Source organism: Lactobacillus sp. UMNPBX4, assembly GCF_002554115.1.
Taxonomy (GTDB): Bacteria; Bacillota; Bacilli; order Lactobacillales; family Lactobacillaceae; genus Lactobacillus; species Lactobacillus gallinarum.
Genome location: NZ_PCZF01000010.1, coordinates 30,741 through 54,596, shown reverse-complemented (window position 1 = coordinate 54,596; position 23,856 = coordinate 30,741). Strand labels below are relative to the sequence as shown.

Below are 23,856 nucleotides of genomic sequence, written 5' to 3'. Positions count from 1 at the left end.
ACGCCGAAAGTAGTTGGTGGGCAACTGCCTGCGAGGAAAGGAAGCTGCCGTGCTCTTTTTTAATATTCCGGCTTAGCTCAGTTGGTAGAGCGCTTGACTGTTAATCAAGATGTCGTCAGTTCGAGTCTGACAGCCGGAGTAAGGAGAGAGAAGGAAGCCTAGCTTCCTTCTTTTTTTATCCTTTTTATGAGATAATGTCGAAATATTAATATTTAGGAGTTGATATTATGGATGAAATGGAAAAGATTGAACGCGAGTTATCTAAAAGAGATTACTTCGTAATCAGTTCCATGTTATTTGCTCTGTTTTTTGGTGCAGGTAACTTAATCTTTCCACTTCACTTAGGACAAATTGCTGGACATGATTGGTCGTTTGCAGCAGTAGGATTTTTAGTAACGGGTGTGCTATTACCGCTATTTTCGGTGTTAGCTATTGCATTGACGCATTCAGATGGTGTGTATGATATTGGTTTGCCAGCTGGGGCAAAATTTGCATTAGTGTTCATGACTTTGATTCATTTAACTATTGGCCCATTATTTGGTACCCCTAGAACGGCGACTGTTTCATATACCGTCGGAATAGCTCCTTTTGTACCAAAGCAGTTTAATCAGATTGGTTTATTGATTTTTACGACTTTATTTTTCATTTTTGCTTATCTTATTGCATATAAAGAAAGTGATATTTTAAGTGCTCTGGGTAAGATTTTAAATCCTATCTTTTTAATCTTACTCTTTTTAGTGTTTTTCATTGCTTTTCTTTTTCCGATGGGAGATCCTAATGCGGCTCCAGCAACCAAGGCATATGGTAGTAGCGGTCTTTCATTTATTAATGGCTTTTTAGAGGGCTACAACACTATGGATGCATTGGCAGGATTGGCATTTGGAGTAACTATTATTACCGCAATTAGGCAAATGGGTAAAAAGGAAGATAAAAGTGTCGCAATAGTTACTGCTAAGTCAGGTGTATTTAGTATGTCAGCCATAGGATTGATCTACGTATTTCTAATCATCATTGGAGCTATGTCTTTAGGTCGATTTAAAGTTTCTGCTGACGGAGGAATTGCCTTTTCACAAATCGTTCAAAGTTATGCAGGTATTGCTGGACAAGCACTATTAGCAGCTTTAATAATCCTAACTTGTATCACTACAGCTGTGGGATTAGTAGCAGCCTTTGCACAAGATTTTCATGCTCATTATTCAAAATTAAGCTATCACAATTGGTTGGGGATTTCTTGTGGTGCTGCTTTCTTGGTAGCTAATTGCGGTCTGGAAACGATTATTGCTTGGTCTAAGCCGGTACTTATGCTGCTTTATCCAATTGCAATTGTAGTAATTATTCTATCGTTGGGCGTGCATATTTTTAAGAAAAATAAGACTATGTACGTGGTGAGCTTATTCTTTATACTAATTCCAGCTATTCTTGATATGATCGTCAGCATGCCGCCAGTAGTTAGTCAAAGTTCGTTTGGATTGGCTATTGCTCATGTTAGAAATACTCTTCCGTTAGCAGGACAAGGGTTATCTTGGGTAGTTCCTATGCTTGTCGGTTTAATACTAGGAACTATTATATTTAAGATTAAAGCTAAAAATAGTTAATCTGTAGGTAAAAACTTACAGATGCTTTTTAACTTAAATCGAGATTTTTAAATTCTTCGATTAATTCTTGCAAAGAAGAAGAAATCTTGGCTTCTTTTTTAGTTGCGATAAAGAAGTTAATATAAATTAGATTTTCATCAATTTTTAGTAGGTTCACTGGAGTTTGACGCATACGGCTAAGTATGCTAGCTGAAGAAATAGTAAGGCCTACTCCTCTTAATGCTAAGTCTGTAGCCGTAATGATGCTTTTACTTTCTAAAACAATGCAAGGCTTAATATGAAATTTTTGAAATAAGCCATTCACTTGATGTCGAATTGCCGATTCTGAGGCACTTAATACCATAGGAGCCTGCAAAACTTCCTTAAGGTCTAAGTCATCTGCTTCTAAAATAAACTTGTTAGAGCGGAAATAAGGCGAATTCTGAGGGATGACTACATAATATTGTTCTCCATTTTTGACTAGGTAATCTAAATCGTGGGAAATAGTCTCAGGTGTTTGTCCAATATAACAATCAATGTCACCATTGAGTAAATTTGTTTCATTTTTGCGTGGAGAATTTTCAAATAACTGAATTTCCACGTTAGGATTTTTTTGTAAAAATGAAGGTAATAATCGAGGCAATAAAAATGAACCTAAGCTTTCTAAAATGCCTAATTTAATGATTTCCTTGTTAGGTTGGGTATATGGAGCAAGGTCGCGATCCAATTGTTGGTCACTGTAAGAAATATTTTCTAAATACTTGTAATAAATCATGCCTGCTTCTGTTAATGAAAAAGGTGTCCGGTCACGATTGATAATTTTGGTACCAAGTTTTTTCTCGATTCTTTTTATTAACTGGGTCAAATAAGGTTGAGAAATATATAATTCTCGGGCTGCTTTAGTAAAATTGCTCTCTTTAAGTAATACATCAAGATAATGTAATAAAGCCTCAGGGTCATTCATGAAAATCCCTTCTTTCTTTCGATAATAAAATTATTATAACGCATTAGCTAGAGAACTATTTCATCTATAAATTAGGTATAGATTTAGAACAAAAAAATATCAGCCTTTTTGGCTGATTTTTTAGTTTGCAATAAAATCAATTAATTGCTGAGCAGGTTGAGATAACTGATGCTTAGTACTATAGACTAGATAGATGGTTCGCGTGCTTTGAGGCAGCTCTAATTTAGATGCCAATTTTGAAGCTGTAAAAACGGTATTTTCAACATATAAAGGAATAAAGTTTAAATCAGAATAATTATCAGTTTTTGAACAAACGCCTAAGTCGAAATTTCCGTTTTGGACTTCTAAGCAAATTTGATTAGAAATAGCATTGTGGTAAATGTAATGAAATGTGCTAGAATTTTCTTTTTCGAATGCTGAAGTAATATGAGGCAGAAAGTTCTCTCTAGCAGTGGGGATGCAACCTATTTCTATAGTATTATTTCTCATTTGCTTGGTATGATTAATATTATTTTTTGTCTTTTCGAGGGTTAAGATAATGGAATCTGCTGATTCAAGGAATATTTGACCGTATTCTGTTAATTCAATACGGCCGTTACGCCGTTCGATTAAATTATAATGTATTTCTAAGGTTTTGATTGAATTAGATAAGCTAGGCTGAGAAATATGTAATCGTTTTGCAGCACTAGAAAATTGGTGTTGTTTAACCAATTCATTAAAGTAATAAAGTTGATTTAGATTCATAATTTAGCACTTCACTTATAATAATATACTAACTATTATTATATTATCTTTTTAAATAAGAACAATATTCGACTTGAGAAGAAAAAAGAGAGCAGATGTTTACAGTCTGCTCTCTTTTGGGGATTTATTTTATTGATCAAATTTTTTATTTATTTCTAGTTGTATAAACCAACTTTATTAATATTAACTAATACATCTGGCGTATTAGTTAAGTTAAAACTAACATCTTGGCCGGCCATAATATTATGGTATTCGCCATTGGTCCATTGAGAATTGTTAGTTACATCATATACGGTACCGTTAACTGCAATATAGGCAGGCCGACCATTTTTTCCGTTATAGTTTGATAGAGTTTCTCTGGTAAATTTTTTCATAGGAAGCTCCTTTCTAAAGTAAAATACGTTATATTAACGGTAACACGTTGTCACTTTAGAACAAACTATTTCAAATTATCTTATATTTTTCTTATGAAAGATGGCCGCGCCAGCCTGCGATATCCCAATCTGTGAAATCATAATTAAGTTTCTTACCGTAAATTTTTTCGTATGCGGCAACTTTTTGTTGATAATCTTGTTCCATCATTTTATGCGCATTTTCATTAGCACTTAAAGAAACATCAGGAAAAATCGGTTGTAAAACATGGACAATATATTTAGTCTCGTAGAAATTAGAGTCTTTCTTTTCTATTTTTGGCAAATCTCTAATCTCAATAAAGAGCGAAATAACTGGCACGTTTTGTTTTGCAGCAAAGTAATAGGCGCCACGTTGCAATTTACGTGGTTTACGATAATTCCACCACATTTCTTGTTCAGGATAAATTAATACCCAGTTGTTTTTAGCTAGTGCGTTGCTTAAATGCTTAGGAAATACATTGCCAATATAACTTGCGCTTTGAACTAGAGGGATAGTTCCAACATAGTTCATTAAATAGCGGAAGAAGCCTGGCAGCATCAAGTTAGTATCTTCAATGACGATTGAGAGTTGATGATGCATCTTGTTGGCTAATAATTTAATTGGTAAAGAATCAATCTGGTTAAAGTGGTTAGCAGTTACGATTGCTCCACCAATAGGAAGATTGTTTAAATTTTCCAATCCCTTGAATTCAGTAGAACCTGCTAAGGTTTTGGCAAAAGTAGTAAGCATAGCGTGTCCAATTTGATTATTAATTTTGCTAGAAAATGATTTGCGATTTTTCCAATAGTCATTAACTAACTTCAATCGTTCATCAAGCGTCATTTGTGGATCGCCAATTTCTGCCTTTGCCGTAAAGTCTCGCTTGTTGGCAGCTTTTTGAATATTTTTAATTACAGCTTCGCGGTTATCGCCAAAAATCATAGTTTAACAGCCTCTCGTTCTTTCACTCGTGCCCAATTATTAGGATCTTGTTCAGTTTTATCTTCCTTTAAAAGCATGTGATTAAGTTTTTCTCGATCATCTGCGCGTTCGGCGTCAGTATAATTATCGAGTTCAGCTTTTAATTCATTATAAAACTTAGTCTCTTTAGCACTTTGCCAGAAGTAATCTTCGTATTGAACATTTTTAAAATGCCATGGTTTAAAGAAAAGATTGTAGTGGATCAGACCAGGATTTTTCAGTGGCTTAGTATTTTCATTAGGCATCGCATCCCAACGCGGATCAAGGTGCAAAATCCTTCCTTCACCAATTTCATTTAAGTAATCCTGATCTGGGGCAATACAGTCAAAGTGGTATCTTTCTAGTAAATTCATGAAGTGGTTAATGAAATGCTCATCGCGGAATGCCTTAGAGTTCATGACTAGCATCCCTGAGTTAATATATTTCTTTGGATCTAGCGCTAAAACATCTTTGATGTATTTCACCATTTTGGCTACATATTGGATAGAGGAGTCGGTGCAAGCACCGAATAGGTTGTTGCCTAGTTCGGTGTTGTAAAGTTTGGCAATGTCATCATTTACAATAGTGTCACTGTCGATATAAATTGCTTTGTCGTATTGCGGGAATAATTCCGGGATAAACAAGCGATAAAAAATCGACATGGTAAAGAAATCAGCGCGCAGGAAATTTTCTTTGCGATTTTGAATTGGCTTAACTAATTCATCATCAATATGGAAAAATTTAACGTGCACATTTTGAATGCCAAGATCACTTAAATCTTGTTTATGCTGGCCAGATAAATCTTGGTTTAAAAAATATACTGTGTAGTCTGTCTCAGGATTTGCATGTTTAACCAGTGAATTAAGCGATACTGCAGCATACTTAGTGAAGTCGTCACTAATGCTATAAAAAACTGGAACTGTCATAATTGCTTTCCTTAACCAATCTTTACTGATTCATGTTGCTTAACTTTAGCCCAGGTATTTGGCTCTTTGACGATTGTATCAACTCTTTCAGCCATCCGTTCTAGGTCGGCACGTGCTCTTTGACGATCTTCATCTGTGAAATCATCTAATTGTTTCTTTAATTCATCATAATATGGTGTCTTCTTGGCAACATCCCAGAAGTAGTGGGCGTATTGGACATCGGCGAAGTGCCATGGTTTGAAGAATAAGTTGTAGTGCACGATCTTAGGATTTTCGATTTCGGGGATGCTTTCGTTAGGCATTGCGTCCCATTCCTTAGGTAAGTGGTAGATCTTGTCTTCGCAAATTTCGTTCATGTAAGCTTGATCTGGATCGACGTTGTCGAAGTGATATTTGTCCATTAAGTAATAAAACTTGTCTACGAAATGCTTGTCTCTGAATGCCTTCATGTTAAAGACGATCACGCCGTTGTTGATGTACTTTTCGGCAGGTAAAATGCCTTGACATTCCTTGATATATTTTTGCAAAAGTGGCATGTAGCGAATAGACAAATCAGGACAGCTGGCAAACATGTTGTCGCCGATTTCGGTGTCGTATAAATCTGCAATATCCGCACAAATGATGGTATCAGCATCTAGGTAAACTGCCTTGTCGTATTGTGGGAATAATTCAGGGATGAACAGACGATAGAAGATAGACATGGTGAAAAATTGGGCACGTAAGTAGTTTTCTTTAGTCTTGTGAATTGGCTTAACCATGTCGTCGTCAATGTGGAAGACGTGGACATGAATGTTGTCGGTTGACATGTCTTCCAAGCTCTTTTTGTGTTCATCAGAAATTTCTTGAACCAAAAGAGTGATGGTGTAGTCCTTCTTAGGATCAGCATGATCAATTAATGATTGAATTGAAACAAATGCATATGGTGTGTAGTTATCACTGATAGTGTAAAAAACAGGGATAGTTTTCAAAATGGTTCCTCCAAGTATTATTCTTTCAAGTTATTGCGAATTTTGAGATATTCGTTGAGTATATCGTCGTATTCATGTAGATGCAGTACGCTGTGCACACGAGCTACGTCCCATGGCTTAACTGTTTGGGTATGGAAGTAGGGCCAGAAACGAAAACTAGTGGTAAAGTGTTGAATCTTGGTATCCTTTTGCAGGCGATATTGTTCGTTGTAACGACGAGGTACGACACGTTTTGCAACGGCAAGTTTGTTAATTGCTGACTGGTCAGGTAAGAACATCTTCTTGGTTTGCATCATGTCTCTGACTTTGGCAAAAAGACCAGTTTGCTTGATCTTAACCATATTCAAAAGCAAAACACCGGAGTTTAGGTAATCAAAGACGCGCTTAGTTTTGACATTGTGGAAGAAGAATCTGCCCCAATAGTCGAGCACGCCGACGAGTTCGATACCCTTGATATTTTGCTTGTAAAAAGCAGTAATGTCGCCGCGGATAACGATGTCGTCGTCTAGGTAAAGAATGCGGTCAGGAATCTGTGGTAATTCATCCGCAAATAGACGCAACATGGCATAAGGGGTAAAACGCGTATTCATGTTGGCTGTAGGTGGCTGCTTGATAAATAGATCGGTGCAATCGATCAACTCCAGCGTATTTTTAGGTTTTGCTTTAACTAATAAAGAACGAATAAAATCTGCGGCATGCTCAGAGAAGGGATGATACTTGCGTTCATCGCTGTGAGCTTCCATGGTTAAAATATAGAGGTGCAGTTCCTTGGCACCAGAGTTCTTTAATAAAGATAGTGTGGAGATTAAAACGCCGTCTTCTGCGTTTTCGTCCCCGCAAAAAAGTATGTTCATAATTACTCCTGTTTAGTAGTATTTGAATTTACTAATCTGTATATTCTATATGATACCATGTAGAATTCATTTTTCTGAATGGAAGGATGAAGTCGATGAAAATTTCAGAAGCTTTGAGGAAAGAACGACAGGATAGAAATTTAAAACAAAAAGATATGATTAAAAATATAGCTATCTCTAAATCACATTATTCGCAGATAGAGCATGGAAAGCATCGTATTTATGCTGAAGATTTATTAAAAATGTTAGCCGACAATAATATTGATTATCATCATTTTTTGATGAAGTGGCTCCTAGTTATGGATTTAGAAATGACAATTCTGAATTACAAAAAGAAATGTCCCAAGCTTTTTATGAGGCTGATGTAAAAAAGGCAGAGATGTTAAAAGATAAAATTTTACAGCAAAATTTTCCAATGGAATATAAATTGCATGCATTACTAATAGTGGCTGAATTGAAAAAAACTAAATTAGATGCGAAAACACAGAAAGAAATTCTACAGTCAATGTTTTCCCAGAATGACTGGACTAAGAATAGAGACACACTTCGTATTTTTGGCAATGCAATGAAATATTTTGATAAAAGTGTACGTAGAACATTAATGCAGTCTGTACTGAGAACGTATTAAAATATTAATAATTTCTCGGATGGAGAAATAATACGGATTGCTACGATTTGTGTTAATTATCTATTTAATATTGATGATAAGCATGATTTTCAGGATAAAGAAGTTGAACAAATATTCTTGTTACTCAAAAGTTTAGAACCAATTCCAGCTTTTTAAATGTATAAACTATTGGGTAAATTTTATTTAGCAATATCGAAGGATCAAAAAGAACATGCAAAAGAGATAAAGGACTCTTTGAAACTAGCTGGATACACTGAAATAGCAAAAAGATTAGTGATTTAGTTTTCTGTAGAAAACTTCTCTGACTATATTAATATTCTGTTTATGATAAAATGTGAAGAAGTAAGAATATTATTAGAATTATCCTCAATAGAAAGAATAGAAAGGTATTATGTCTACTCCAGGATGGATTTGCATGGCATTGCTGATAATAGGTATCGCCGTTTCAGCAACGCCAGCGTATAAAAATTATCGCGCGTGGCTGTGGCGAAAGTGGGGCTACTTCAATGTGGCAGTGCCAATATTGATTATGTTGGTTGCTAATATATACGCATGTTTTCAAGATGGCGCTGTAGTTCTTATGACTATACTTATCCCATTAGATGTTGTTGCTGTCGTTGCTGCGATTTTTACGTATTTTCAGATACGCAAAACGAAAAAATAAGGTTAACATGAAAATATTTTAGATATAAAATATAGGCGTAAAAAGAAAGGCGAGTTAAAACAATGAAATCAAAAAAGATTTTAACAGCTTTATTCACTGCAGCTTCAGTTGCTACGTTACTTGGTACGGCACCAGTTACAGTTAATGCCGCAAGTAGTAATTCTGATGCAACTACGACAAATGCTAAAAAGTCACCTAAGATGATAATTCAAAATACGCCTAAGCTTAGTAAATGGGGCTATGTTATAAATGTTAATTCTTCAGCACAACCTATTTATGTTGGTAAATCCAACTATGCCAAGATGGTAAATAATCCACATTTTAAAGGAAACGAAACTGTTAGTCCTAAGAAAATCAAGAATGTTAGATTTAAGATTGAAAAGGTTATGCACTTTCAAGGCGTAGGTGGTGCTCCAGAATATTTTGTTACCTCTAAGGATCACAAATATAATGGTTGGACGCCAAATGCAGGCTTGCAATATTATGCTATAAACAGTAAGACTTTTCAGAAAGTGATTAAACCATTGAAAAAAATAGAAGGAAGAAGTCCTATCAGACCAAATAAAAAGTTTACTTCTAAAGGCAAAATTACTGATCGTAAATGGCTTGCTAAAAATGAGCATGATTATGCTTTAGCAGTCAAAGCTGCTAAAAAGTTGAAGGGTGATCAACGCAAGTTTGTTTTAGGATCTTTAAAACAAATGAAACAAGATTGTGTTCTGCGTAATGTCATGATGGAAAAGAAAGACAACATTTTGTTATGGAGCGTTAATTAGGTAACTAAAACTCTTAAAGACAAACTAATAAGGTTAAGAAGCAAAAACGTTTCTTAACCTTATTTTTTGATATATTGACAATATTCATAGTCGCTGAGATTAGCTCGGTCAATTAATGTCTTTTGAATTTCGTCGTGAAGCTTATTTTGCGCTTCCTTACGGCTTAAAGTTTGATCTGGGTAAAATGGTCCATCGATATAAATAACGGCGCGAGGACGCTTGCTAAAGCATCTTTTATGGTAGGTTTTGGTCATAACGAAACTTGGTGCGTTCAGTTGAACAGGAAAGTGCATGCTGGTTGCATCAAATGGACGAATTTTGGTGTAGTATGGCCAAACGTGTGCTTCTGGGTAGATTAGAACTTCACCTTTTTTATCCTTGATCACAGTTTGGATAGCTTTGATTAATTTAATTGATTGCTTCACATCCTTGCCAACGGGAAGGCCACCGTAGCGCACTAGGTATTTGCCGATGAAGGGGATGCCCCAGTTGGCTTGGCCTGCGATCGCGTAGAAGTTCTTAATAGGAAAAATGGTGAGGGATGTAAAAACGTCACCCATTGGTCTGGTGTGATTACCATAGATGAAATAGCCGCCGTCGACTTGCTTTAGTTTTTCTTTGCCAATTACCTTAACGTTGTCGAAAAAGCGGAAGACGAGCCAGCCAAAGCCTGCAGCGAGGCGACGAGCAATGGCGGACCAGATTTTGGCCCCACGAGAATTGGGCAAAATTACGTAGTCATCTGGTAAGCTAAAATTTTGATCGTGGCTGTCGACCACGTCATCGGTAGTTTTGTGATAATAGTAAATTCGTTTCATTCGTGTTCTTTCAAGATAGTTATAAATTAATCTTATCATGAAAAATATTAAGCGAAAAATCGATGCATCAGGCAAAAATTTTTGTGCAATAATATTCCTGAATTCATGAATAAAGGGGTAATTGAGTATGAAACTTAACAAAAAAATGTTGTTTTCTTCTGCTGTTATTGCGGGACTTCTCTTAGGCGTTGCGCCTGCTACTGTTCAAGCTGCAAGTACTGCTAGCAATGCACCTAAAACCACAAATGTTAATCCGAAGGCCGTAATTGAAAATGACCCTAAGTTAACTAAACAAGGCTATGTTTTAAGAATTAAAAATTCTAAGGATGCAGATCCTATTTATGTAGGTAAAAGCAACTACAAATATGCTTTAACGCATTATGAAACCTTCAAGGGCAAGACAATTAGTCCAGCTAAGGTCCAAAACGTTAAATTTAGAGTTGAAAAGGTAGTAAGATTCCACGGCAAAATTAGTGGTGCTCCATTATACTTAGTAGTTTCTAAGGATAAGAAGTACAGCTGCTGGACTACGCAAGCAATGCTTCAATATTATTACTTCAACAGCAAGGGGATGCGTGGAGTAGTAAATCCATTGAAGAGAATTGCTAATAGAAGCGCTGATAAGAACATTATTAGTCTAAAGAATAAACAAAATAAACGCGACTTTAATGCAGCGATGAAGGCTGCTAATAAGCTTAAGGGTAGTCAGAAGAAATTTGTGGTAAATTCTTTGAAGCAACTTAAGAAAGATAACAATATTGGCGTTGAAGGCGACAATTTACTTTTATTTGGCCTTTAAAGTGAAAAAATACGTTAAAAGAAGATAGAAAAACTGATGCATCTAAGTTATGAAGCTAGGAGCATCAGTTTTTTGTTTCTCTTTAAATGGAGTTTAATGTATTGAATGTTAATACAATTATAGTCCATTTTCATTTATGTCCATATTGATTGACTTAAAAATTGGGGGGGAGATAATAGAAGTATCAGCGAGATATTAACAGAAAGATGATTAAAATGAAGAAGAATAAACTTATCTTGGCTTCAGTTGCAGCATTAATGGCTGTAAGCCCAGTGCTTCCACTTAGCTCACAGGCTCACACAGTTCAAGCTGCAGATAATTCTGTCAGAAAGACAGTTATGCATAATTCAATTGCTTATGATAAAGATGGCAATTCAACAGGTCAAAAATATATTACCTATGGCTCAATTTATGTTGACCCAACCCCTATAACTATTAAAGGAAATCAATATTACAAAATTTCAGGCAAAGATCAATACGTTAGAGTAACTAACATTGATGGTGTAAGGCGTAGAGTAACCCACAATGCTTATATTTACCGTACTTCCACTCAAAGAACACCTTACGGTATGACTGCAAGCAGTAAGAAATGGAAGTTATACAAAGGCGAAATAGTAACTACTTATGGTGGCTACTACACTTTTAAGAATGGCAAGCACTACTTCAAGGTAGGCGGACCAAGAAAGCAATATGTTAGAACTGCTAACTTAGGTCCAGTTATCGGAACTAATACTTCAACAAGTTCTAATAATTCGTCAAACACCACAACCAATAATACCCAACCAGTTGGTAAAGATGAAACCACTGTAACGGTAACTACTCCATATACTTATCTATTTACAGAAGTGCCTGGCAAGATTGAAGTTCAACGTACTAATAAACGTGTTAAAAAAGGTGATAAGTTTGTAGTAGACCGTTTAGAACAAGGGACACGTGCTGGTACTGGGCAAGACGGTGATGACGATAATGAGCTAGCAATTTATCATATTAAGGGAACAGATTATTGGATTTATAATAATGATGTTCAAGCTGCTAAGCAATTATCAGTTCAGAGTTATAACAAAACAGACAAATCATTAATTACTATGGATCAACCAGTTGAAGTCTACAATGCAGATGGTACTTCTCAAAATATTAGAATTAAGAAGAACGATTTGGTATGGAGAGTTGATAGCTTATCATACATTTGGGTAGCCAAGGAAAATAAGGCTGAACTATTCTATCGTTTACATTTGAATGGTGAATATAGAAGCGTTTATCGCTTAACAAACAATGGCGACTATGTTTCCGATCGTGTTCCAATTAAAAATGCATACATAAAAGCAAGTGAAGTTAAAGTTGATCCAAATGGTTTGAAATTAACTCCATCGAACACAGAAGCTGAAGCAGAGGATGCTGCGAAAAAGTAAAATTAAAAATAGATTTTAAAACTAAAAAACTGATGCATCTAAGCTATGAAGCTAGGAGCATCAGTTTTTTGTTACATTAGATCGTCATTGTCTTTAAAAAGTTGCTTGGTTGCAGCGGTCATTCTTTCGGGGATGCCATAGTTCTGCATAAAGGTTCCTGGTTCTTGAATGTAGTCACCATTTTTGCAGGAATAGTCGTAAATAATCTTAAGAGAAAATAGATCTGCTTCCTCTTCTTCCGAGTTTTGTCCTGAAAAGCTAGGCTAATAAGCAATACCTGAATCACCTAACATTAAGTGACCAATTTCGTGACCAATGATAAAAGGCAATTCATTAGAAGTGTGCCAATTAGTATTGATTACCATTTTATGAGCATTCTTAAATGAAAGTGCTGGGTCATATGTCTCTCCTTTAACCAAGATGTATGAAAGACTTTGCTTAAAAGCATAATTGAGTAAGTACTCAATTAACTCTTCTTTGCCTAAGTTTCTCATTTCTTGTCTGCACGACCTTCCTTAATGTCATCTTCCATTAATCCTCGAATCATATTGAGATATCTCTCAGGAACGTTGTAACCATGATATGAATAAGGCTTTTCTTCGTCTAGTGGAATAGAAGTTGGTTGTCCTTTTGCAGGTATAGGGGTAGGATCATCAGTTTTACCTTTTAGGTAATCGATTGAAGTATTTAATACTTCAGCTACGGCCTCTAAGGCATCACCACCAGGCCTCTTATTTTTCCAATTATAGATAGAATTAGTACCTAATCCAGCCTTGTCATTCACTTCACGTAAGTTCATTTTATATTTTTTTGCTAATTCTTTAGTACGCTCTAATTCAATCATGGCAAGCATTCTCCGAATATTTTAAATTATTAAATAGGTATTTTTACTAAAAATGTATTTACAATATTAGTCTTTAGACGCGGCATAAGAACTGTCAACGAGATATGAAAGAAATAAGAAAAAGCCTAGAAACACGTGTGTAAGTAAGGAATCATGTGCTTAAGGTTATTTCTTATACCATTATATTAGTATAAATACTAATATAAGTCAATGAATATTAGTATCTAGTTGATAAATTTTATTCAAAGAGGTGGTGCCAATGACTGTGCAATAAGGAAAAAGAGAGGTGAAGAAGAAATCATGGATATTCATGATTACGTTGAACTAATAGCTCTAGCGTTTTGGGTTATTAGTGTTGTAAGTGTTGGTATCTTGAGTCATGTTCACTTTAAGAACAAAAGGCTAGAAAGATTGCGTATTGTTACAAGCAATCTAATGAAAAGCTACATCAACATGTATGACCAAGAGAATTTATCTGATGAAAAGAAGATCAATCGAGTTGGCAATGCAGTAGTTGATGGCTTGCAAGCTAAGGGCTTTAAGTTGAGTGAACAAGAAGTGCAGGACATTTTTGCGGAGGTTGCAAAGCAAATGAATGACTTGCACGAGACTCAGGATAAGTAGATTTTTTGGAGGTTTTATTATGGTTGATATTACAAATGCGAATATAGAGAAAATGTATGAGTTGAATGGCTTACATGAGGTTGTAGTTCAAAAGGGTAATGTTGGAAAGACCTACAATTATGCTCTTTAATTACTAAAACAGGGTACAGATGCGGTAGTATATCGTGCTCGTCATGGGAGAGATTTTGTGAAAGGAAAAGGCAAGAATAGTAATGTTGAGCGATTGTATTTAGATGGGATTCATTCTGTTCCTGCTAATAAAACTTTGCAAGCAGCTGGTGGTCATACTCAAACTTGGGAATATGCTAATCGGACAGATTCTTATAGTGGAGCAAGTGAATGGTTTATCGGTACTAAGCCTAAAAAAGATCCTGATCATTCTTCAATTTATTGGGATACTCAAATTGCTAGAGTAAAGTTCAGTAAAGCTGAATATAAATTCAACACGCAATTACCTCGCATTTCCAATTTAAATCAAGCTGGTAGGAAATTTGGATTAGCATATAGTGGTAATGACTTGGTTAGATCTGAAGCAGCCGTATCTCCATCTCCAAATTATAGTTATTTTTTAATTGTTACTGTAGATAAAAGTGACACAGGATATTTTTCACTTTATAATTTGGAAGATGTTAACAATGCTTTAGATAGAGTTGGTACAGGTGATGTAAATTTGAAGACAGACGCATTAGCTGATCAGTGCTTGAAAGCATTTAAAATTAAAGGTCTAGTAAAAGAAATTACATCATTACAAGGATATGATATTGATGATAACCTGAATATTTATATTTCAAGTGAGGCACATCCAGATCAAACAGATATTTATTCTAAACCTAGAAAAATAGTCAAAATTCCATGGGAAGCTACTGAAGCTTCTGAATGGGATATAATTCGTTTAGATAATAGTTTTAAATTAAATGAATCGGGATATGCTACAGAATTTGAAGGTATTCAAGTTAATAGTGAAAATGATCTTTATCTGACTGTTGCCTACCATGATAGTTCAGATTATACAACTCGAAAGAACAAAATTTTTAAGATTAATTGGTAGTTAATAAAAAAAGACCAATATGTTCAATGCTTAAACATATTGGTCTTTTTTTAATATTGCGTTCTTTGCATGTTGATAAATGATTTTGTTGGATGAGCTGAAAATGGCATTTTTGGCTTTTTAACTACATTTCCAGAGTAAATCCAGTATTGCGTGTTTTTAATATGATAAGAAGAATAAAGTGAGCCATTTAAAATATTGGCTTCATCGACTACTAATTTTTGTCCTCTTTTTAAGATCTTCTTGGTAAATTTACCAGATGGGTTCATAGCATATACATTTTTATCTGGTGGTAATGGCTTTCCAACTATTACAGTTGCTTGATTAGTAAAAACAGTTTTTTGGTTTATTCTTTTGATATTACAACATTTGATATATTTATTATTGTTCAACTTGTAGTATGGTTGAGATTTAATAACTTTATATGGAAGATAATATAAATCAACTTTAAAATCAGGACTTGATTGTAAATCTTGTCGTACTTGCACGTAATATCTCTTCACAGAATTTGTTTTTAGCAATTTTCCTGGAGCAGTAACAGCCTTATTCTTCTTGATGTAATTGTTTTTACCACGTAAACGTTGGCCTTTGTTGTTGTATACATAGGAGTTACTGTTTAAATACAGCTTCACATTATTGGCTGCCTTAACTGGGCTGGAATTCATGCCTAGTGAAACGATGCCTAAAAAGACAGCGATCAGAACAGTAAATATTGTTTTATTCTTTTTCATGTGTTAACACCTCATCAATATTCGAATGTTAACCATATTAAAGCACATAAATTGGGGGGTACAATAATTCACACTGATCCCAAAAAGATGGCCATCAAGCCGCCTTTTTCACATATCTAATTTTAAGCACAAAAAAAGCACCGCCTTCTTGCAGTGCCATTTCCATATTATGGGTGGCCAGGGGATCGAACCCTGGACCCACGGATTAAGAGTCCGTTGCTCTGCCAGCTGAGCTAGCCACCCATATTTTTTATCAGCTCTCTCGCTGACAGTTAAATATATTACCAGTAGATTTTGCTTTTGACAAGTACTTTTTTAAAAAAAGTCAAAATAATTGCTCAAAAACATAAAAAAACAAAAAATCGGCCATTTGACCGATCAATCTTAAAGCTTATCTTCAATGTGATATGCAGTGCCAGTCTGATCTTCCTGCATCTTGTCTGCATAGTAGACAGCATAGATACCACTCTTATCATTTTTAGCAATTACAATCTGGCGGCCCGTTGGACGTTCTGCCTTAATAATTTGTGCACTTCTGCGTGCTTCCTTGAAGTCATGGGAAGATGCAATCGCATCCCCCGGATTGAAAAATACAGCTTCGTTCATAGTAAAGCCCCCTTAGTCAAAATATCTTATCTATATTTTACCAAGATCGGCAGCCTTAAATCCAATTAGAAGATCAAAAAAAGAGATAGGATTAAAGTCCTATCTCTAACTAATATGTTATGGGTGGCCAGGGGATCGAACCCTGGACCCACGGATTAAGAGTCCGTTGCTCTGCCAGCTGAGCTAGCCACCCATGTGCTGAATCAATCAACAGATATTATTATGCAATTAACTGGCAAAAAATGCAAGACTTTTTTTAAATTTTTTCGATTTTTTTGGCTAAAACCGCAAAATCCAGTATAATGTAAGGGCAAAGGAGGCATTCCCGATGCCAAAAAAGATTCTCGTCGTCGACGATGAAAAGCCGATTTCTGATATCATTAAATTTAATTTAACTAAGGAAGGCTTTGATGTCGACACCGCCTATGATGGCGAAGAAGCTGTTAAGAAAGTTGACGAATACGATCCAGACTTAATGATCCTGGATTTAATGTTACCAAAGAAAGATGGACTCGAGGTTGCTCGTGAAGTTCGTCAAACGCACGATATGCCAATTATCATGGTAACAGCTAAAGATACTGAAATTGATAAAGTACTTGGTCTAGAAATGGGTGCTGATGACTACGTCACTAAGCCTTTCTCTAATAGAGAATTAGTTGCCCGCGTTAAGGCTAACTTGCGCCGTCGTGACATCGTTAAGAAGGCAGAAGCAGCCAGCCAAGATGATACAGATAAGAATATTAAGATCGGTAACTTGGTTATCATGCCAGATGCTTATATTGTTGAAAAAGATGGTCAAAAGATTGAACTTACTCACCGTGAATTTGAGCTTCTTTACTACTTAGCTCAACATATGGGGCAAGTTATGACTCGTGAACACCTTTTACAAACTGTGTGGGGCTATGACTACTTTGGCGATGTGCGTACAGTCGACGTAACTGTTCACCGCTTGAGAGAAAAGATTGAAGACAATCCAATTCAACCTCAGGTTTTGGTTACTCGTCGTGGTGTAGGATATTACGTAAAACAGCCAAGTGAAGGTTAATGAAGAAAGTCACAAAACTGAAAAGGTAAGTGACTTTCTTTTTTATGTTAAAAATGTTGAATGAATGATGAAAAAACTCAGAGAGAAATTAAACGCTACATTTAATTCAATTAATACTAAGCTAGCGATTGTGTTTATGTTGATGCTGCTAGCAACAATTGAAGTAATTGGAGCTTATTTTACCAGGCAATTAGAACAAAATAGTATTGAAAACTTTCAATCATCGATTCAGATTCAGACGATCGTAAGCAATCAGTTGGCCAATCAACTAGCCAGCGATAGCAAAAATGCCAATGATCGCTTGAATCAAATCGTCAATGATTATAACAATGACTCGATTAGTGAAATTATCGTTGTTGATAATAAAGATACTATTCGTGCGGTCTCTAATTTGAACGATAAAAGCAAGATTGGTCAGCGAATTAACAATACTGATGTTAAGCAAGTAATTTCAACCGGGCACCAGATTAATAAGGTGGTTGATGATCATGGCAATTACATGATTCAGATCTCGCCTTTAACTAGTGGCAACGGTTCGAACAACAATGTTGGTGCAATTTATGTTAAGGCCAGCATGCAGGATGTCTTCGATAATCTGCGGCAGATTTCCTTAACATTCTTGATTGCTTCATTAATTGCGGCACTACTTGGAGCATTTTTAGCACTAGTTATTTCCCGCGCAATTACTCAGCCGATTGAGGAAATGCAAAAACAGGCCCTGCATATTGCCAACGGTGATTATTCTAGTCAGGTAAAAATCTACTCAAACGATGAGTTGGGACAATTGGCCAAAGCCTTTAATACTTTGTCCGTTCGAATTGAACAATCGCAAGAAGAATCAGATAGTGAAAGACGTAGGCTAGATAGCGTGCTGTCGCACATGAGTGATGGGGTGCTTGCTACCGACCGTCACGGCAACGTCAGCGTCGTTAACCACATGGCACTTAGATATTTGAATGCGAACGAAGATGAGATCATTAATAAGCCAATAGCAGAAGTTTTAGGTTTGAAAGATACATCGTCACAAGATTTGATTTCTAGCCAAAAGGAAATCGTTGTTACTCTTGATCCGGGTACGCGTGATGAAATTATTTTGCATGCTAGTTTTTCATTAATTAAGCGTGTAACAGGTTTCGTATCAGGTAGTGTTTGCGTTCTTCATGATGTCACGGAACAACAAAAGAATGAAAATTCACAAAGACAATTTGTTTCCAACGTCTCTCACGAGTTAAGAACACCTTTAACAAGTTTGCAAGCCTACATTGAAGCTTTAAATGAAGGTGCATGGAAAGATCCTGAAATTGCGCCTAAATTCTTGGAAGTCACTCAGCAAGAAACAAGTCGAATGATCAGAATGATTAACGACTTACTTAGCCTGTCCAGAATGGACCGTGGCGTTTCAAAGATGGATCTGGAATTCGTTAACTTGAATGACTTTGTAAACCATATTTTGAACCGGTTTGATATGATTGTGAAAACCGATAAAAATAAGGGCCACAAAAAGAAATACACTATCAAACGTGAGTTAGGCAATCAGGCCCTTTGGGTAGAGATTGACACTGACAAGATGATGCAGGTGATCGACAACATTATGAATAATGCGATTAAATATTCACCTGATGGTGGTGTGATTACCGTTCGCTTAACTCATAGTCAAGGTCACGTTATCTTGAGTATTTCTGATCAAGGATTAGGTATTCCTAGAAAGGACTTAGGTAAGATCTTCGATAGATTCTATCGTGTAGATAAGGCTCGTTCACGTGCTCAAGGCGGAACCGGGTTAGGTTTAGCCATTGCTAAAGAAATTGTGGAAGCTCATCATGGTCGAATTTGGGCTGATAGTAGCGAGGGCAAGGGCTCTACCTTCTATATTTCTTTGCCTTATGAACCAATGACAGAGGAGGATGACTGGGATGAAGTTTAAATTTAAATTCGGTGAATTTTTCTTAGGTTTAGCTACCCTGCTCGCCATTGTTCTTTCCATTGTTTTATGGATTTTTATCATGACGAGTGACCAGCGTTTCAGCAATATTGGTCAAAATCAGAATAATACTACAAAAGAGCAGGCTCGTAGCCATAGTGCCAAATCATTATATGATCTGTACATTCCAACTACTTCATACGGTTTTGTAGACGGCAGATTATGCCAGTTGTATGATTCAAAAAATAATTTAACTTTGGAATTTACCAAGGAAATTCAAAAAGCCAAGGCAGTTAGCGATGTAAAGAAAATTGTTAAGTCTCGCGCTAAGTACGAAGAATATTTGAATGATGATGCTTATTTGCAATTAGTTTATCCTGATGAAATCACTTTTTCTTTGTTCAATCGTTTGAACAATTCTAATAACGATAATCGAGAATTTAATCGCTTCTTTGTCTCCCGTTCTAATAATCTTATTTATTTAGGCAATGATCAAACTAGTGCGATTTACCGCATTAAGATCAAGGGCGCTAACTTTGATAAGTTGCGTAAATTTGCTCGTAATGCCAAAACTAAGAGTCCAGTACACTTGGTTAAATTGCAGGAAGGTTATTCACCATTCTATAGTCGAACAACCAATAGCCAGGTTTACAGCTATTTGACTAATAACCAGTCTTATTCTTACTTCGTTTCTCGCTTATTGGGAACTTCTGGAGTAACTAGCAAGACTAATAAGAGTGGACAAACCATCTATTCTCTCAACTATTACACCAGATTAAAGGTGCCAGATCCTGAATCAGGTGAGCATAATTACTTGTATACTCATTTTGAAAAGAATAAGATTCCGAATGCAACTAACCGTCTGCTTGATAGCGTGTACTACGTGCACCAATTGGGATTAACCGAACAAGATCTGCGATTCTTTGACGCGGATGGCTCTAATGTGGGCTATGTCAACTATATTGAAGGGATTCCTGTTTTCTTGAACCAGCATGATTTGCAGGTTAAAACTACTTTTTCATATGATTCAATTAACGTTGCCTTCAACAGTGTCAATTTCCAAATTCCGATTCCTTTTGATGGTCAAACTCAAGAGTTAAAGCCGACTGCTGAGGTAGTGAGTGAACTAGGTGCGCATGGTCTTAAGCAATCTGATATTCAACGAATTATTGTAGGTTTCAAGACAGAAAAGGATTCTAGTCACCATAGCTTGATTAACTTAATTCCAACTTATTACGTAAAGGCTTACGATGAGTGGAAGAGTGTTGACGAGTGGGAAAAGAAGAATGTAGCTCCTTACCGTAAACCTGGGGAGACAGTTAAAACTAATGAGGTGAAATAAAAATGGACCATAAACGAATAGAATGGCTGTTTTTCATTGTTTTCTTATTGATCGATATCTATTTGGGGATTGAGATTCTACGTTCACCCGTCAATTTGAGCGGAGCAGATACAACCACTCGCAGCGTGGCCAGCATTCGTTCAGAAATGAAGTCAGATAATATTGATTTGCCAGATAAACTTTCTAATGCACCTGCCTCAGGCTATTATTTAGCAACCAAAAACCGTAATTATCTTTCCAATAAAATAGATGCTTTGACCAATGTTAACGTACGCTATTCTAAAGACGAAAATGTTCTTTACGCTGCACCTAAGATGACAACGCTCTTGGATAAAAATCCTAAAAAGGCACTGGAACAAGTAAATAAATTCAAGAATGATCCTAAGAATGTCCCTTATGGAAAAGAATTCAAGTATGAGCCAGATATGTCCAGCGAAGACAATTATGTTTTTGTACAAACAACTGACTATGGCGAGATTTATGCTGGTTCAGCTCAATTGAGCATCGCGGTCAAGGATCATCAGATTATCAATTATGCGGAATCTTACATGGGTCCAGCTAGTCCAGTAAGAGAATTGCAGTCAACGATCAGTGCAGTGCGTGCAGTGCGTGCGATGTATACTAATCGAGAGTTGACTAACAATTCGAAGGTAACGCAAATTAAGTTGGGCTATTCTAAGTTGACTGAAGTTCGTGGCAGTACGATTTTGTTACCGACTTGGTTAGTCTGGATAGAAAACAAGACCACTAAGAATATTACGTTAAAGCGAGTTAACGCATATACGGCGCAAATGCTCCAGTCGACTACGTATAACGTTGAAAAGTAGAGAGGTAAAGACAAAGATGAAGGTTTCCGTTTTAGCGAGCGGGTCAACCGGTAATACTAGTTTAATCGAAACAAGCCAGCATAAAATCCTTATGGATGCTGGCCTTTCTGGCAAAAAAACTAAGCAATTATTGGCCGATGTTGGCGTAGATATTAATGATATTGATATGGCGTTTTTGAGTCATGACCATACGGACCATAGCGGTGGTTTAGGCGTTTTGATGCGCCGTTATCCCAAGATCGATGCTTTTGCTAATAGCGGCACATGGCAGTATCTATTAGATACGCAAAAGATCGGTAAGTTGCCGGCAGAGCAGATGAATACGATTGAACCAGGGCAGACTAAAACTTTTGGCGATCTCGATGTTACGGCATTTGCAACTAGTCATGATGCGGCCGAGCCACAGTATTATGTTTTTACAAGTGGTGGAAAACGAATTGTGTTTTTAACAGATACAGGCTATGTCTCTGAAGAAGTTGAGGGGACGATTGAGGATGCGGATGCCTATATGATGGAATTCAATTATGATACTATGATGCTAAGAGATGGACCGTATTCTTGGTCGCTTAAGCAGCGAATTCTGTCAGATGTTGGGCATTTGTCAAACGATGAAGCAGCCCAGGCTTTAGTTGATGTGGTAACGCCCAAGACAAAGCATATCTTTTTGGCACACCGTAGTCAGCATAATAATACGGAATACTTAGCACATGAGACGGCGAAAGAAATGCTGATTGAAGGGGATGCAAATTTGAGTGATGATGTGCAAATTATTGATACAGAACCCGCTAGTCCAACAAAGTTGATAGAAATTTAGCAGTTTTTGTATAGATTATTCATATATTTTTCAAATTTGCTCGGTATAGTATTAACAATGATATGAGGGGAGAGTAACGGTATGGTAGAAAATCAAAATAATAATCAAAATCAACCTAGAAGAAAGAGCGGTAACAAAATTATCGCTACTGCAGCAATCGTTGGTGTAGTTGGCGGACTTGTCGGCGGTGGCGTGTCTTATTACGCAATGGAACAAATGAATAATGGTCAAGCTAATAACGCTGCACAAACCAGTATTTCTTCAAGCAGCAGCAAGGTTTCTGAAAAGAGTGCCAAAAATGGTGGTACGATGACTGCTGCTTATAATGATGTGAAAGGTGCGGTTGTTTCTGTCATTAATTTGAAGCGACAATCAGCTTCAAGCGGTGCAGATTCACTTTATAGTAGCTTGTTTGGCGATGATAGCGACAGTTCTTCAAGTAAGAGCGGCAAGCTTGAAACTTATAGTGAAGGTTCTGGTGTCGTTTACATGAAATCTAATGGTAAAGGCTACATTGTAACTAACAACCACGTTATTTCCGGTAGCGACGCAGTACAAGTTTTGCTTGCTAATGGTAAAACTGTAAATGCTAAGGTTGTGGGTAAAGATAGTACAACTGACTTAGCCGTTTTATCAATTGATGCTAAGTATGTAACTCAAACGGCTCAATTCGGTGATTCTAAGCACCTAGAAGCCGGTCAAACCGTAATTGCGGTTGGTTCACCACTTGGTAGTGAATATGCTTCTACGGTAACGCAAGGGATTATTTCAGCACCTGCAAGAACAATCTCTACTTCATCAGGCAATCAACAAACAGTTATCCAAACTGATGCCGCAATTAACCCAGGTAACTCTGGTGGTGCATTAGTTAACTCAGCTGGTCAAGTTATTGGTATTAACTCAATGAAGTTGGCACAATCAAGCGATGGTACTTCTGTAGAAGGGATGGGCTTCGCAATTCCTTCAAATGAAGTAGTAACTATTGTTAATGAACTGGTTAAGAAGGGTAAGATTACGCGTCCACAACTTGGCGTGAGAGTAATCGCACTTCAAGGTATTCCAGAAGGTTACAGAAGCCGTTTGAAGATTAAGTCTAACCTTAAGAGTGGTATTTACATTGCATCTGTCAATAAGAGTGGTTCTGCTGCAAATGCAGGCATTAAGAGTGGCGATGTCATTACTAAGGTTGACGGCAAGAAAGTTGACGATGTTGCATCGTTACACAGTATCCTTTACAGTCACAAAGTCGGTGATACCGTAAATGTAACCGTGAACAGAAATGGTAAAGACGTTGACATGAAGGTAAAACTTGAAGGCAACTAATCAATAAATAAAAATATTTAAGCAAAGAAAAAGAGCTATATCATGCGAATTAAATGCAGATATATCTCTTTTTATTAACTATAATAATGTGTAACAAGAAAAAGTTCGTTTTCTTCATTTGTCAAGAAACTGCTGATGAAAGAGTACTTGTTGACAAATGTGGATAACTCTGTGGATTGTGGATAACTCGGCTGATTTTGTGCTTGACTAGTGTGGATAATATTTTTAAAAATAAGTGAATAAATTTTGTTAAA

General features: G+C 36.4%; 28 protein-coding genes and 3 tRNA genes. 17 read left to right on the top strand and 14 right to left on the bottom strand.

What is annotated here, in order from left to right; genetic code table 11:
• The first annotated feature begins 66 nt into the window (after positions 1–66).
• Both CP355_RS03390 and brnQ read left to right on the top strand, forming a co-directional pair.
• Positions 67–139 (top strand) — tRNA-Asn (locus tag CP355_RS03390).
• Positions 140–236: 97 nt separating this feature from the next.
• Positions 237–1,595, top strand: a complete 1,359-nt coding sequence (gene brnQ, locus CP355_RS03385) for a branched-chain amino acid transport system II carrier protein (RefSeq protein WP_098043895.1) — start codon at positions 237–239, stop codon at positions 1,593–1,595.
• A 28-nt stretch (positions 1,596–1,623) separates the two neighbouring features.
• On the opposite strand, the gene CP355_RS03380 is transcribed toward brnQ, so the two are convergent.
• The 7 genes from CP355_RS03380 to CP355_RS03350 form a co-directional block, all read right to left on the bottom strand.
• Positions 1,624–2,538 carry a LysR family transcriptional regulator gene (locus tag CP355_RS03380; RefSeq protein ID WP_087176767.1) on the bottom strand — a complete coding sequence of 305 codons (915 nt, stop codon included), beginning with the start codon at positions 2,536–2,538 and terminating at the stop codon, positions 1,624–1,626.
• A gap of 120 nt (positions 2,539–2,658) precedes the next feature.
• Positions 2,659–3,282 carry a LysR family transcriptional regulator gene (locus CP355_RS03375; protein ID WP_098043891.1) on the bottom strand — a complete coding sequence of 208 codons (624 nt, stop codon included), beginning with the start codon at positions 3,280–3,282 and terminating at the stop codon, positions 2,659–2,661.
• Positions 3,283–3,437: 155 nt separating this feature from the next.
• Entirely contained in the window at positions 3,438–3,656 is a 219-nt protein-coding gene (locus CP355_RS03370) for a cytochrome b5 domain-containing protein (protein ID WP_056945469.1), read from the bottom strand.
• 91 nt (positions 3,657–3,747) lie between these two features.
• Positions 3,748–4,617: a lysophospholipid acyltransferase family protein gene (locus CP355_RS03365; protein ID WP_087176765.1), complete on the bottom strand. Its 870-nt coding sequence runs from the start codon at positions 4,615–4,617 to the stop codon at positions 3,748–3,750.
• Entirely contained in the window at positions 4,614–5,561 is a 948-nt protein-coding gene (locus tag CP355_RS03360) for a glycosyltransferase family 8 protein (RefSeq protein WP_087236501.1), read from the bottom strand. The genes CP355_RS03365 and CP355_RS03360 overlap by 4 nt, the downstream gene beginning before the upstream one ends.
• 11 nt (positions 5,562–5,572) lie before the next feature.
• Complete coding sequence (locus CP355_RS03355) at positions 5,573–6,529, bottom strand: glycosyltransferase family 8 protein (protein ID WP_098043890.1); 957 nt, start codon at positions 6,527–6,529, stop codon at positions 5,573–5,575.
• A 17-nt stretch (positions 6,530–6,546) separates the two neighbouring features.
• Positions 6,547–7,383 (bottom strand): glycosyltransferase, encoded by an 837-nt coding sequence (locus tag CP355_RS03350; RefSeq protein WP_098043889.1) that lies wholly within the window; start codon positions 7,381–7,383, stop codon positions 6,547–6,549.
• 95 nt (positions 7,384–7,478) lie between these two features.
• Between CP355_RS03350 and CP355_RS03345 the strand changes: the two genes are divergently transcribed.
• The 4 genes from CP355_RS03345 to CP355_RS03330 all read left to right on the top strand — a co-directional run bounded on the left by CP355_RS03345 (position 7,479) and on the right by CP355_RS03330 (position 9,451).
• Positions 7,479–7,751 carry a helix-turn-helix domain-containing protein gene (locus tag CP355_RS03345; RefSeq protein ID WP_158227430.1) on the top strand — a complete coding sequence of 91 codons (273 nt, stop codon included), beginning with the start codon at positions 7,479–7,481 and terminating at the stop codon, positions 7,749–7,751.
• Between the two features lie 11 nt (positions 7,752–7,762).
• Positions 7,763–8,011 (top strand): hypothetical protein, encoded by a 249-nt coding sequence (locus tag CP355_RS03340; RefSeq protein WP_098043887.1) that lies wholly within the window; start codon positions 7,763–7,765, stop codon positions 8,009–8,011.
• 415 nt (positions 8,012–8,426) lie between these two features.
• Positions 8,427–8,675 (top strand): sodium:proton antiporter, encoded by a 249-nt coding sequence (locus CP355_RS03335; protein ID WP_233185839.1) that lies wholly within the window; start codon positions 8,427–8,429, stop codon positions 8,673–8,675.
• Between the two features lie 62 nt (positions 8,676–8,737).
• Positions 8,738–9,451, top strand: coding sequence for a hypothetical protein (locus CP355_RS03330; protein ID WP_098037054.1), 714 nt, complete (start codon positions 8,738–8,740; stop codon positions 9,449–9,451).
• A gap of 59 nt (positions 9,452–9,510) precedes the next feature.
• Here CP355_RS03330 and CP355_RS03325 read toward each other — a convergent pair whose 3' ends face one another.
• A complete protein-coding gene (locus tag CP355_RS03325; RefSeq protein WP_098037055.1) occupies positions 9,511–10,269 on the bottom strand; it encodes a 1-acyl-sn-glycerol-3-phosphate acyltransferase in 759 nt (252 codons plus the stop codon).
• 127 nt (positions 10,270–10,396) lie between these two features.
• Between CP355_RS03325 and CP355_RS03320 the strand changes: the two genes are divergently transcribed.
• Positions 10,397–11,068 carry a hypothetical protein gene (locus CP355_RS03320; RefSeq protein WP_098043886.1) on the top strand — a complete coding sequence of 224 codons (672 nt, stop codon included), beginning with the start codon at positions 10,397–10,399 and terminating at the stop codon, positions 11,066–11,068.
• 215 nt (positions 11,069–11,283) lie between these two features.
• The gene (locus CP355_RS03315) at positions 11,284–12,477 is read left to right on the top strand and encodes an SLAP domain-containing protein (RefSeq protein WP_098043894.1); all 1,194 of its coding nucleotides are present in this window, start codon (positions 11,284–11,286) and stop codon (positions 12,475–12,477) included.
• A gap of 263 nt (positions 12,478–12,740) precedes the next feature.
• Here the strand turns inward: CP355_RS03315 and CP355_RS10495 are convergent, their stop codons facing one another.
• Positions 12,741–12,971 carry a M48 family metalloprotease gene (locus CP355_RS10495; RefSeq protein ID WP_233186980.1) on the bottom strand — a complete coding sequence of 77 codons (231 nt, stop codon included), beginning with the start codon at positions 12,969–12,971 and terminating at the stop codon, positions 12,741–12,743.
• On the bottom strand, positions 12,968–13,321 hold the full coding sequence (locus tag CP355_RS03305; RefSeq protein ID WP_013436925.1) for a helix-turn-helix transcriptional regulator: 354 nt from the start codon (positions 13,319–13,321) through the stop codon (positions 12,968–12,970). The genes CP355_RS10495 and CP355_RS03305 overlap by 4 nt, the downstream gene beginning before the upstream one ends.
• A 300-nt stretch (positions 13,322–13,621) precedes the next feature.
• Here CP355_RS03305 and CP355_RS03300 point away from each other — a divergent pair, with 300 nt between their 5' ends.
• From CP355_RS03300 to CP355_RS03295, 3 genes are read left to right on the top strand one after another with little or no spacing between them, the layout of a single operon-like run.
• Complete coding sequence (locus CP355_RS03300; RefSeq protein ID WP_003628386.1) at positions 13,622–13,945, top strand: hypothetical protein; 324 nt, start codon at positions 13,622–13,624, stop codon at positions 13,943–13,945.
• A gap of 19 nt (positions 13,946–13,964) precedes the next feature.
• Complete coding sequence (locus CP355_RS10490) at positions 13,965–14,075, top strand: class III bacteriocin (protein WP_233186979.1); 111 nt, start codon at positions 13,965–13,967, stop codon at positions 14,073–14,075.
• Positions 14,076–14,132: 57 nt separating this feature from the next.
• A complete protein-coding gene (locus CP355_RS03295) occupies positions 14,133–14,993 on the top strand; it encodes a helveticin J family class III bacteriocin (protein WP_233186978.1) in 861 nt (286 codons plus the stop codon).
• A gap of 50 nt (positions 14,994–15,043) precedes the next feature.
• Here CP355_RS03295 and CP355_RS03290 read toward each other — a convergent pair whose 3' ends face one another.
• From CP355_RS03290 to CP355_RS03275, 4 genes are all read right to left on the bottom strand, one after another.
• Positions 15,044–15,724: an SLAP domain-containing protein gene (locus CP355_RS03290; protein WP_087363442.1), complete on the bottom strand. Its 681-nt coding sequence runs from the start codon at positions 15,722–15,724 to the stop codon at positions 15,044–15,046.
• Between the two features lie 170 nt (positions 15,725–15,894).
• A tRNA-Lys gene (locus CP355_RS03285) sits at positions 15,895–15,967 on the bottom strand.
• Positions 15,968–16,108: 141 nt separating this feature from the next.
• A complete protein-coding gene (locus CP355_RS03280) occupies positions 16,109–16,330 on the bottom strand; it encodes a hypothetical protein (RefSeq protein WP_025005631.1) in 222 nt (73 codons plus the stop codon).
• Between the two features lie 120 nt (positions 16,331–16,450).
• Positions 16,451–16,523: transfer RNA gene (locus CP355_RS03275), tRNA-Lys, on the bottom strand.
• Positions 16,524–16,658: 135 nt separating this feature from the next.
• Between CP355_RS03275 and yycF the strand changes: the two genes are divergently transcribed.
• The 6 genes from yycF to CP355_RS03245 all read left to right on the top strand — a co-directional run bounded on the left by yycF (position 16,659) and on the right by CP355_RS03245 (position 23,602).
• Complete coding sequence (gene yycF, locus CP355_RS03270; RefSeq protein ID WP_056945541.1) at positions 16,659–17,375, top strand: response regulator YycF; 717 nt, start codon at positions 16,659–16,661, stop codon at positions 17,373–17,375.
• A 67-nt stretch (positions 17,376–17,442) separates the two neighbouring features.
• Positions 17,443–19,299 (top strand): cell wall metabolism sensor histidine kinase WalK, encoded by a 1,857-nt coding sequence (walK, locus tag CP355_RS03265; protein ID WP_098043893.1) that lies wholly within the window; start codon positions 17,443–17,445, stop codon positions 19,297–19,299.
• Complete coding sequence (locus CP355_RS03260; RefSeq protein WP_199161206.1) at positions 19,289–20,638, top strand: YycH family regulatory protein; 1,350 nt, start codon at positions 19,289–19,291, stop codon at positions 20,636–20,638. The genes walK and CP355_RS03260 overlap by 11 nt, the downstream gene beginning before the upstream one ends.
• Positions 20,639–20,640: 2 nt before the next feature.
• Positions 20,641–21,465 (top strand): two-component system regulatory protein YycI, encoded by an 825-nt coding sequence (locus CP355_RS03255; RefSeq protein WP_025005628.1) that lies wholly within the window; start codon positions 20,641–20,643, stop codon positions 21,463–21,465.
• Positions 21,466–21,481: 16 nt separating this feature from the next.
• On the top strand, positions 21,482–22,279 hold the full coding sequence (locus CP355_RS03250) for an MBL fold metallo-hydrolase (protein WP_098043884.1): 798 nt from the start codon (positions 21,482–21,484) through the stop codon (positions 22,277–22,279).
• 81 nt (positions 22,280–22,360) lie between these two features.
• The gene (locus CP355_RS03245; protein WP_098043883.1) at positions 22,361–23,602 is read left to right on the top strand and encodes a S1C family serine protease; all 1,242 of its coding nucleotides are present in this window, start codon (positions 22,361–22,363) and stop codon (positions 23,600–23,602) included.
• Positions 23,603–23,856 lie beyond the last annotated feature (254 nt).

Bases quoted from the DNA above. Each gene is read 5' to 3' on its own strand.
- brnQ (WP_098043895.1), top strand. From the start codon at position 237: ATGGAAAAGATTGAACGCGAGTTATCTAAAAGAGATTACTTCGTAATC.
- CP355_RS03380 (WP_087176767.1), bottom strand. From the start codon at position 2,538: ATGAATGACCCTGAGGCTTTATTACATTATCTTGATGTATTACTTAAA.
- CP355_RS03375 (WP_098043891.1), bottom strand. From the start codon at position 3,282: ATGAATCTAAATCAACTTTATTACTTTAATGAATTGGTTAAACAACAC.
- CP355_RS03370 (WP_056945469.1), bottom strand. From the start codon at position 3,656: ATGAAAAAATTTACCAGAGAAACTCTATCAAACTATAACGGAAAAAAT.
- CP355_RS03365 (WP_087176765.1), bottom strand. From the start codon at position 4,617: ATGATTTTTGGCGATAACCGCGAAGCTGTAATTAAAAATATTCAAAAA.
- CP355_RS03360 (WP_087236501.1), bottom strand. From the start codon at position 5,561: ATGACAGTTCCAGTTTTTTATAGCATTAGTGACGACTTCACTAAGTAT.
- CP355_RS03350 (WP_098043889.1), bottom strand. From the start codon at position 7,383: ATGAACATACTTTTTTGCGGGGACGAAAACGCAGAAGACGGCGTTTTA.
- CP355_RS03345 (WP_158227430.1), top strand. From the start codon at position 7,479: ATGAAAATTTCAGAAGCTTTGAGGAAAGAACGACAGGATAGAAATTTA.
- CP355_RS03340 (WP_098043887.1), top strand. From the start codon at position 7,763: ATGTTAAAAGATAAAATTTTACAGCAAAATTTTCCAATGGAATATAAA.
- CP355_RS03335 (WP_233185839.1), top strand. From the start codon at position 8,427: ATGGCATTGCTGATAATAGGTATCGCCGTTTCAGCAACGCCAGCGTAT.
- CP355_RS03330 (WP_098037054.1), top strand. From the start codon at position 8,738: ATGAAATCAAAAAAGATTTTAACAGCTTTATTCACTGCAGCTTCAGTT.
- CP355_RS03325 (WP_098037055.1), bottom strand. From the start codon at position 10,269: ATGAAACGAATTTACTATTATCACAAAACTACCGATGACGTGGTCGAC.
- CP355_RS03320 (WP_098043886.1), top strand. From the start codon at position 10,397: ATGAAACTTAACAAAAAAATGTTGTTTTCTTCTGCTGTTATTGCGGGA.
- CP355_RS03315 (WP_098043894.1), top strand. From the start codon at position 11,284: ATGAAGAAGAATAAACTTATCTTGGCTTCAGTTGCAGCATTAATGGCT.
- CP355_RS10495 (WP_233186980.1), bottom strand. From the start codon at position 12,971: ATGAGAAACTTAGGCAAAGAAGAGTTAATTGAGTACTTACTCAATTAT.
- CP355_RS03305 (WP_013436925.1), bottom strand. From the start codon at position 13,321: ATGATTGAATTAGAGCGTACTAAAGAATTAGCAAAAAAATATAAAATG.
- CP355_RS03300 (WP_003628386.1), top strand. From the start codon at position 13,622: ATGGATATTCATGATTACGTTGAACTAATAGCTCTAGCGTTTTGGGTT.
- CP355_RS10490 (WP_233186979.1), top strand. From the start codon at position 13,965: ATGGTTGATATTACAAATGCGAATATAGAGAAAATGTATGAGTTGAAT.
- CP355_RS03290 (WP_087363442.1), bottom strand. From the start codon at position 15,724: ATGAAAAAGAATAAAACAATATTTACTGTTCTGATCGCTGTCTTTTTA.
- CP355_RS03280 (WP_025005631.1), bottom strand. From the start codon at position 16,330: ATGAACGAAGCTGTATTTTTCAATCCGGGGGATGCGATTGCATCTTCC.
- yycF (WP_056945541.1), top strand. From the start codon at position 16,659: ATGCCAAAAAAGATTCTCGTCGTCGACGATGAAAAGCCGATTTCTGAT.
- walK (WP_098043893.1), top strand. From the start codon at position 17,443: ATGAAAAAACTCAGAGAGAAATTAAACGCTACATTTAATTCAATTAAT.
- CP355_RS03260 (WP_199161206.1), top strand. From the start codon at position 19,289: ATGAAGTTTAAATTTAAATTCGGTGAATTTTTCTTAGGTTTAGCTACC.
- CP355_RS03255 (WP_025005628.1), top strand. From the start codon at position 20,641: ATGGACCATAAACGAATAGAATGGCTGTTTTTCATTGTTTTCTTATTG.
- CP355_RS03250 (WP_098043884.1), top strand. From the start codon at position 21,482: ATGAAGGTTTCCGTTTTAGCGAGCGGGTCAACCGGTAATACTAGTTTA.
- CP355_RS03245 (WP_098043883.1), top strand. From the start codon at position 22,361: ATGGTAGAAAATCAAAATAATAATCAAAATCAACCTAGAAGAAAGAGC.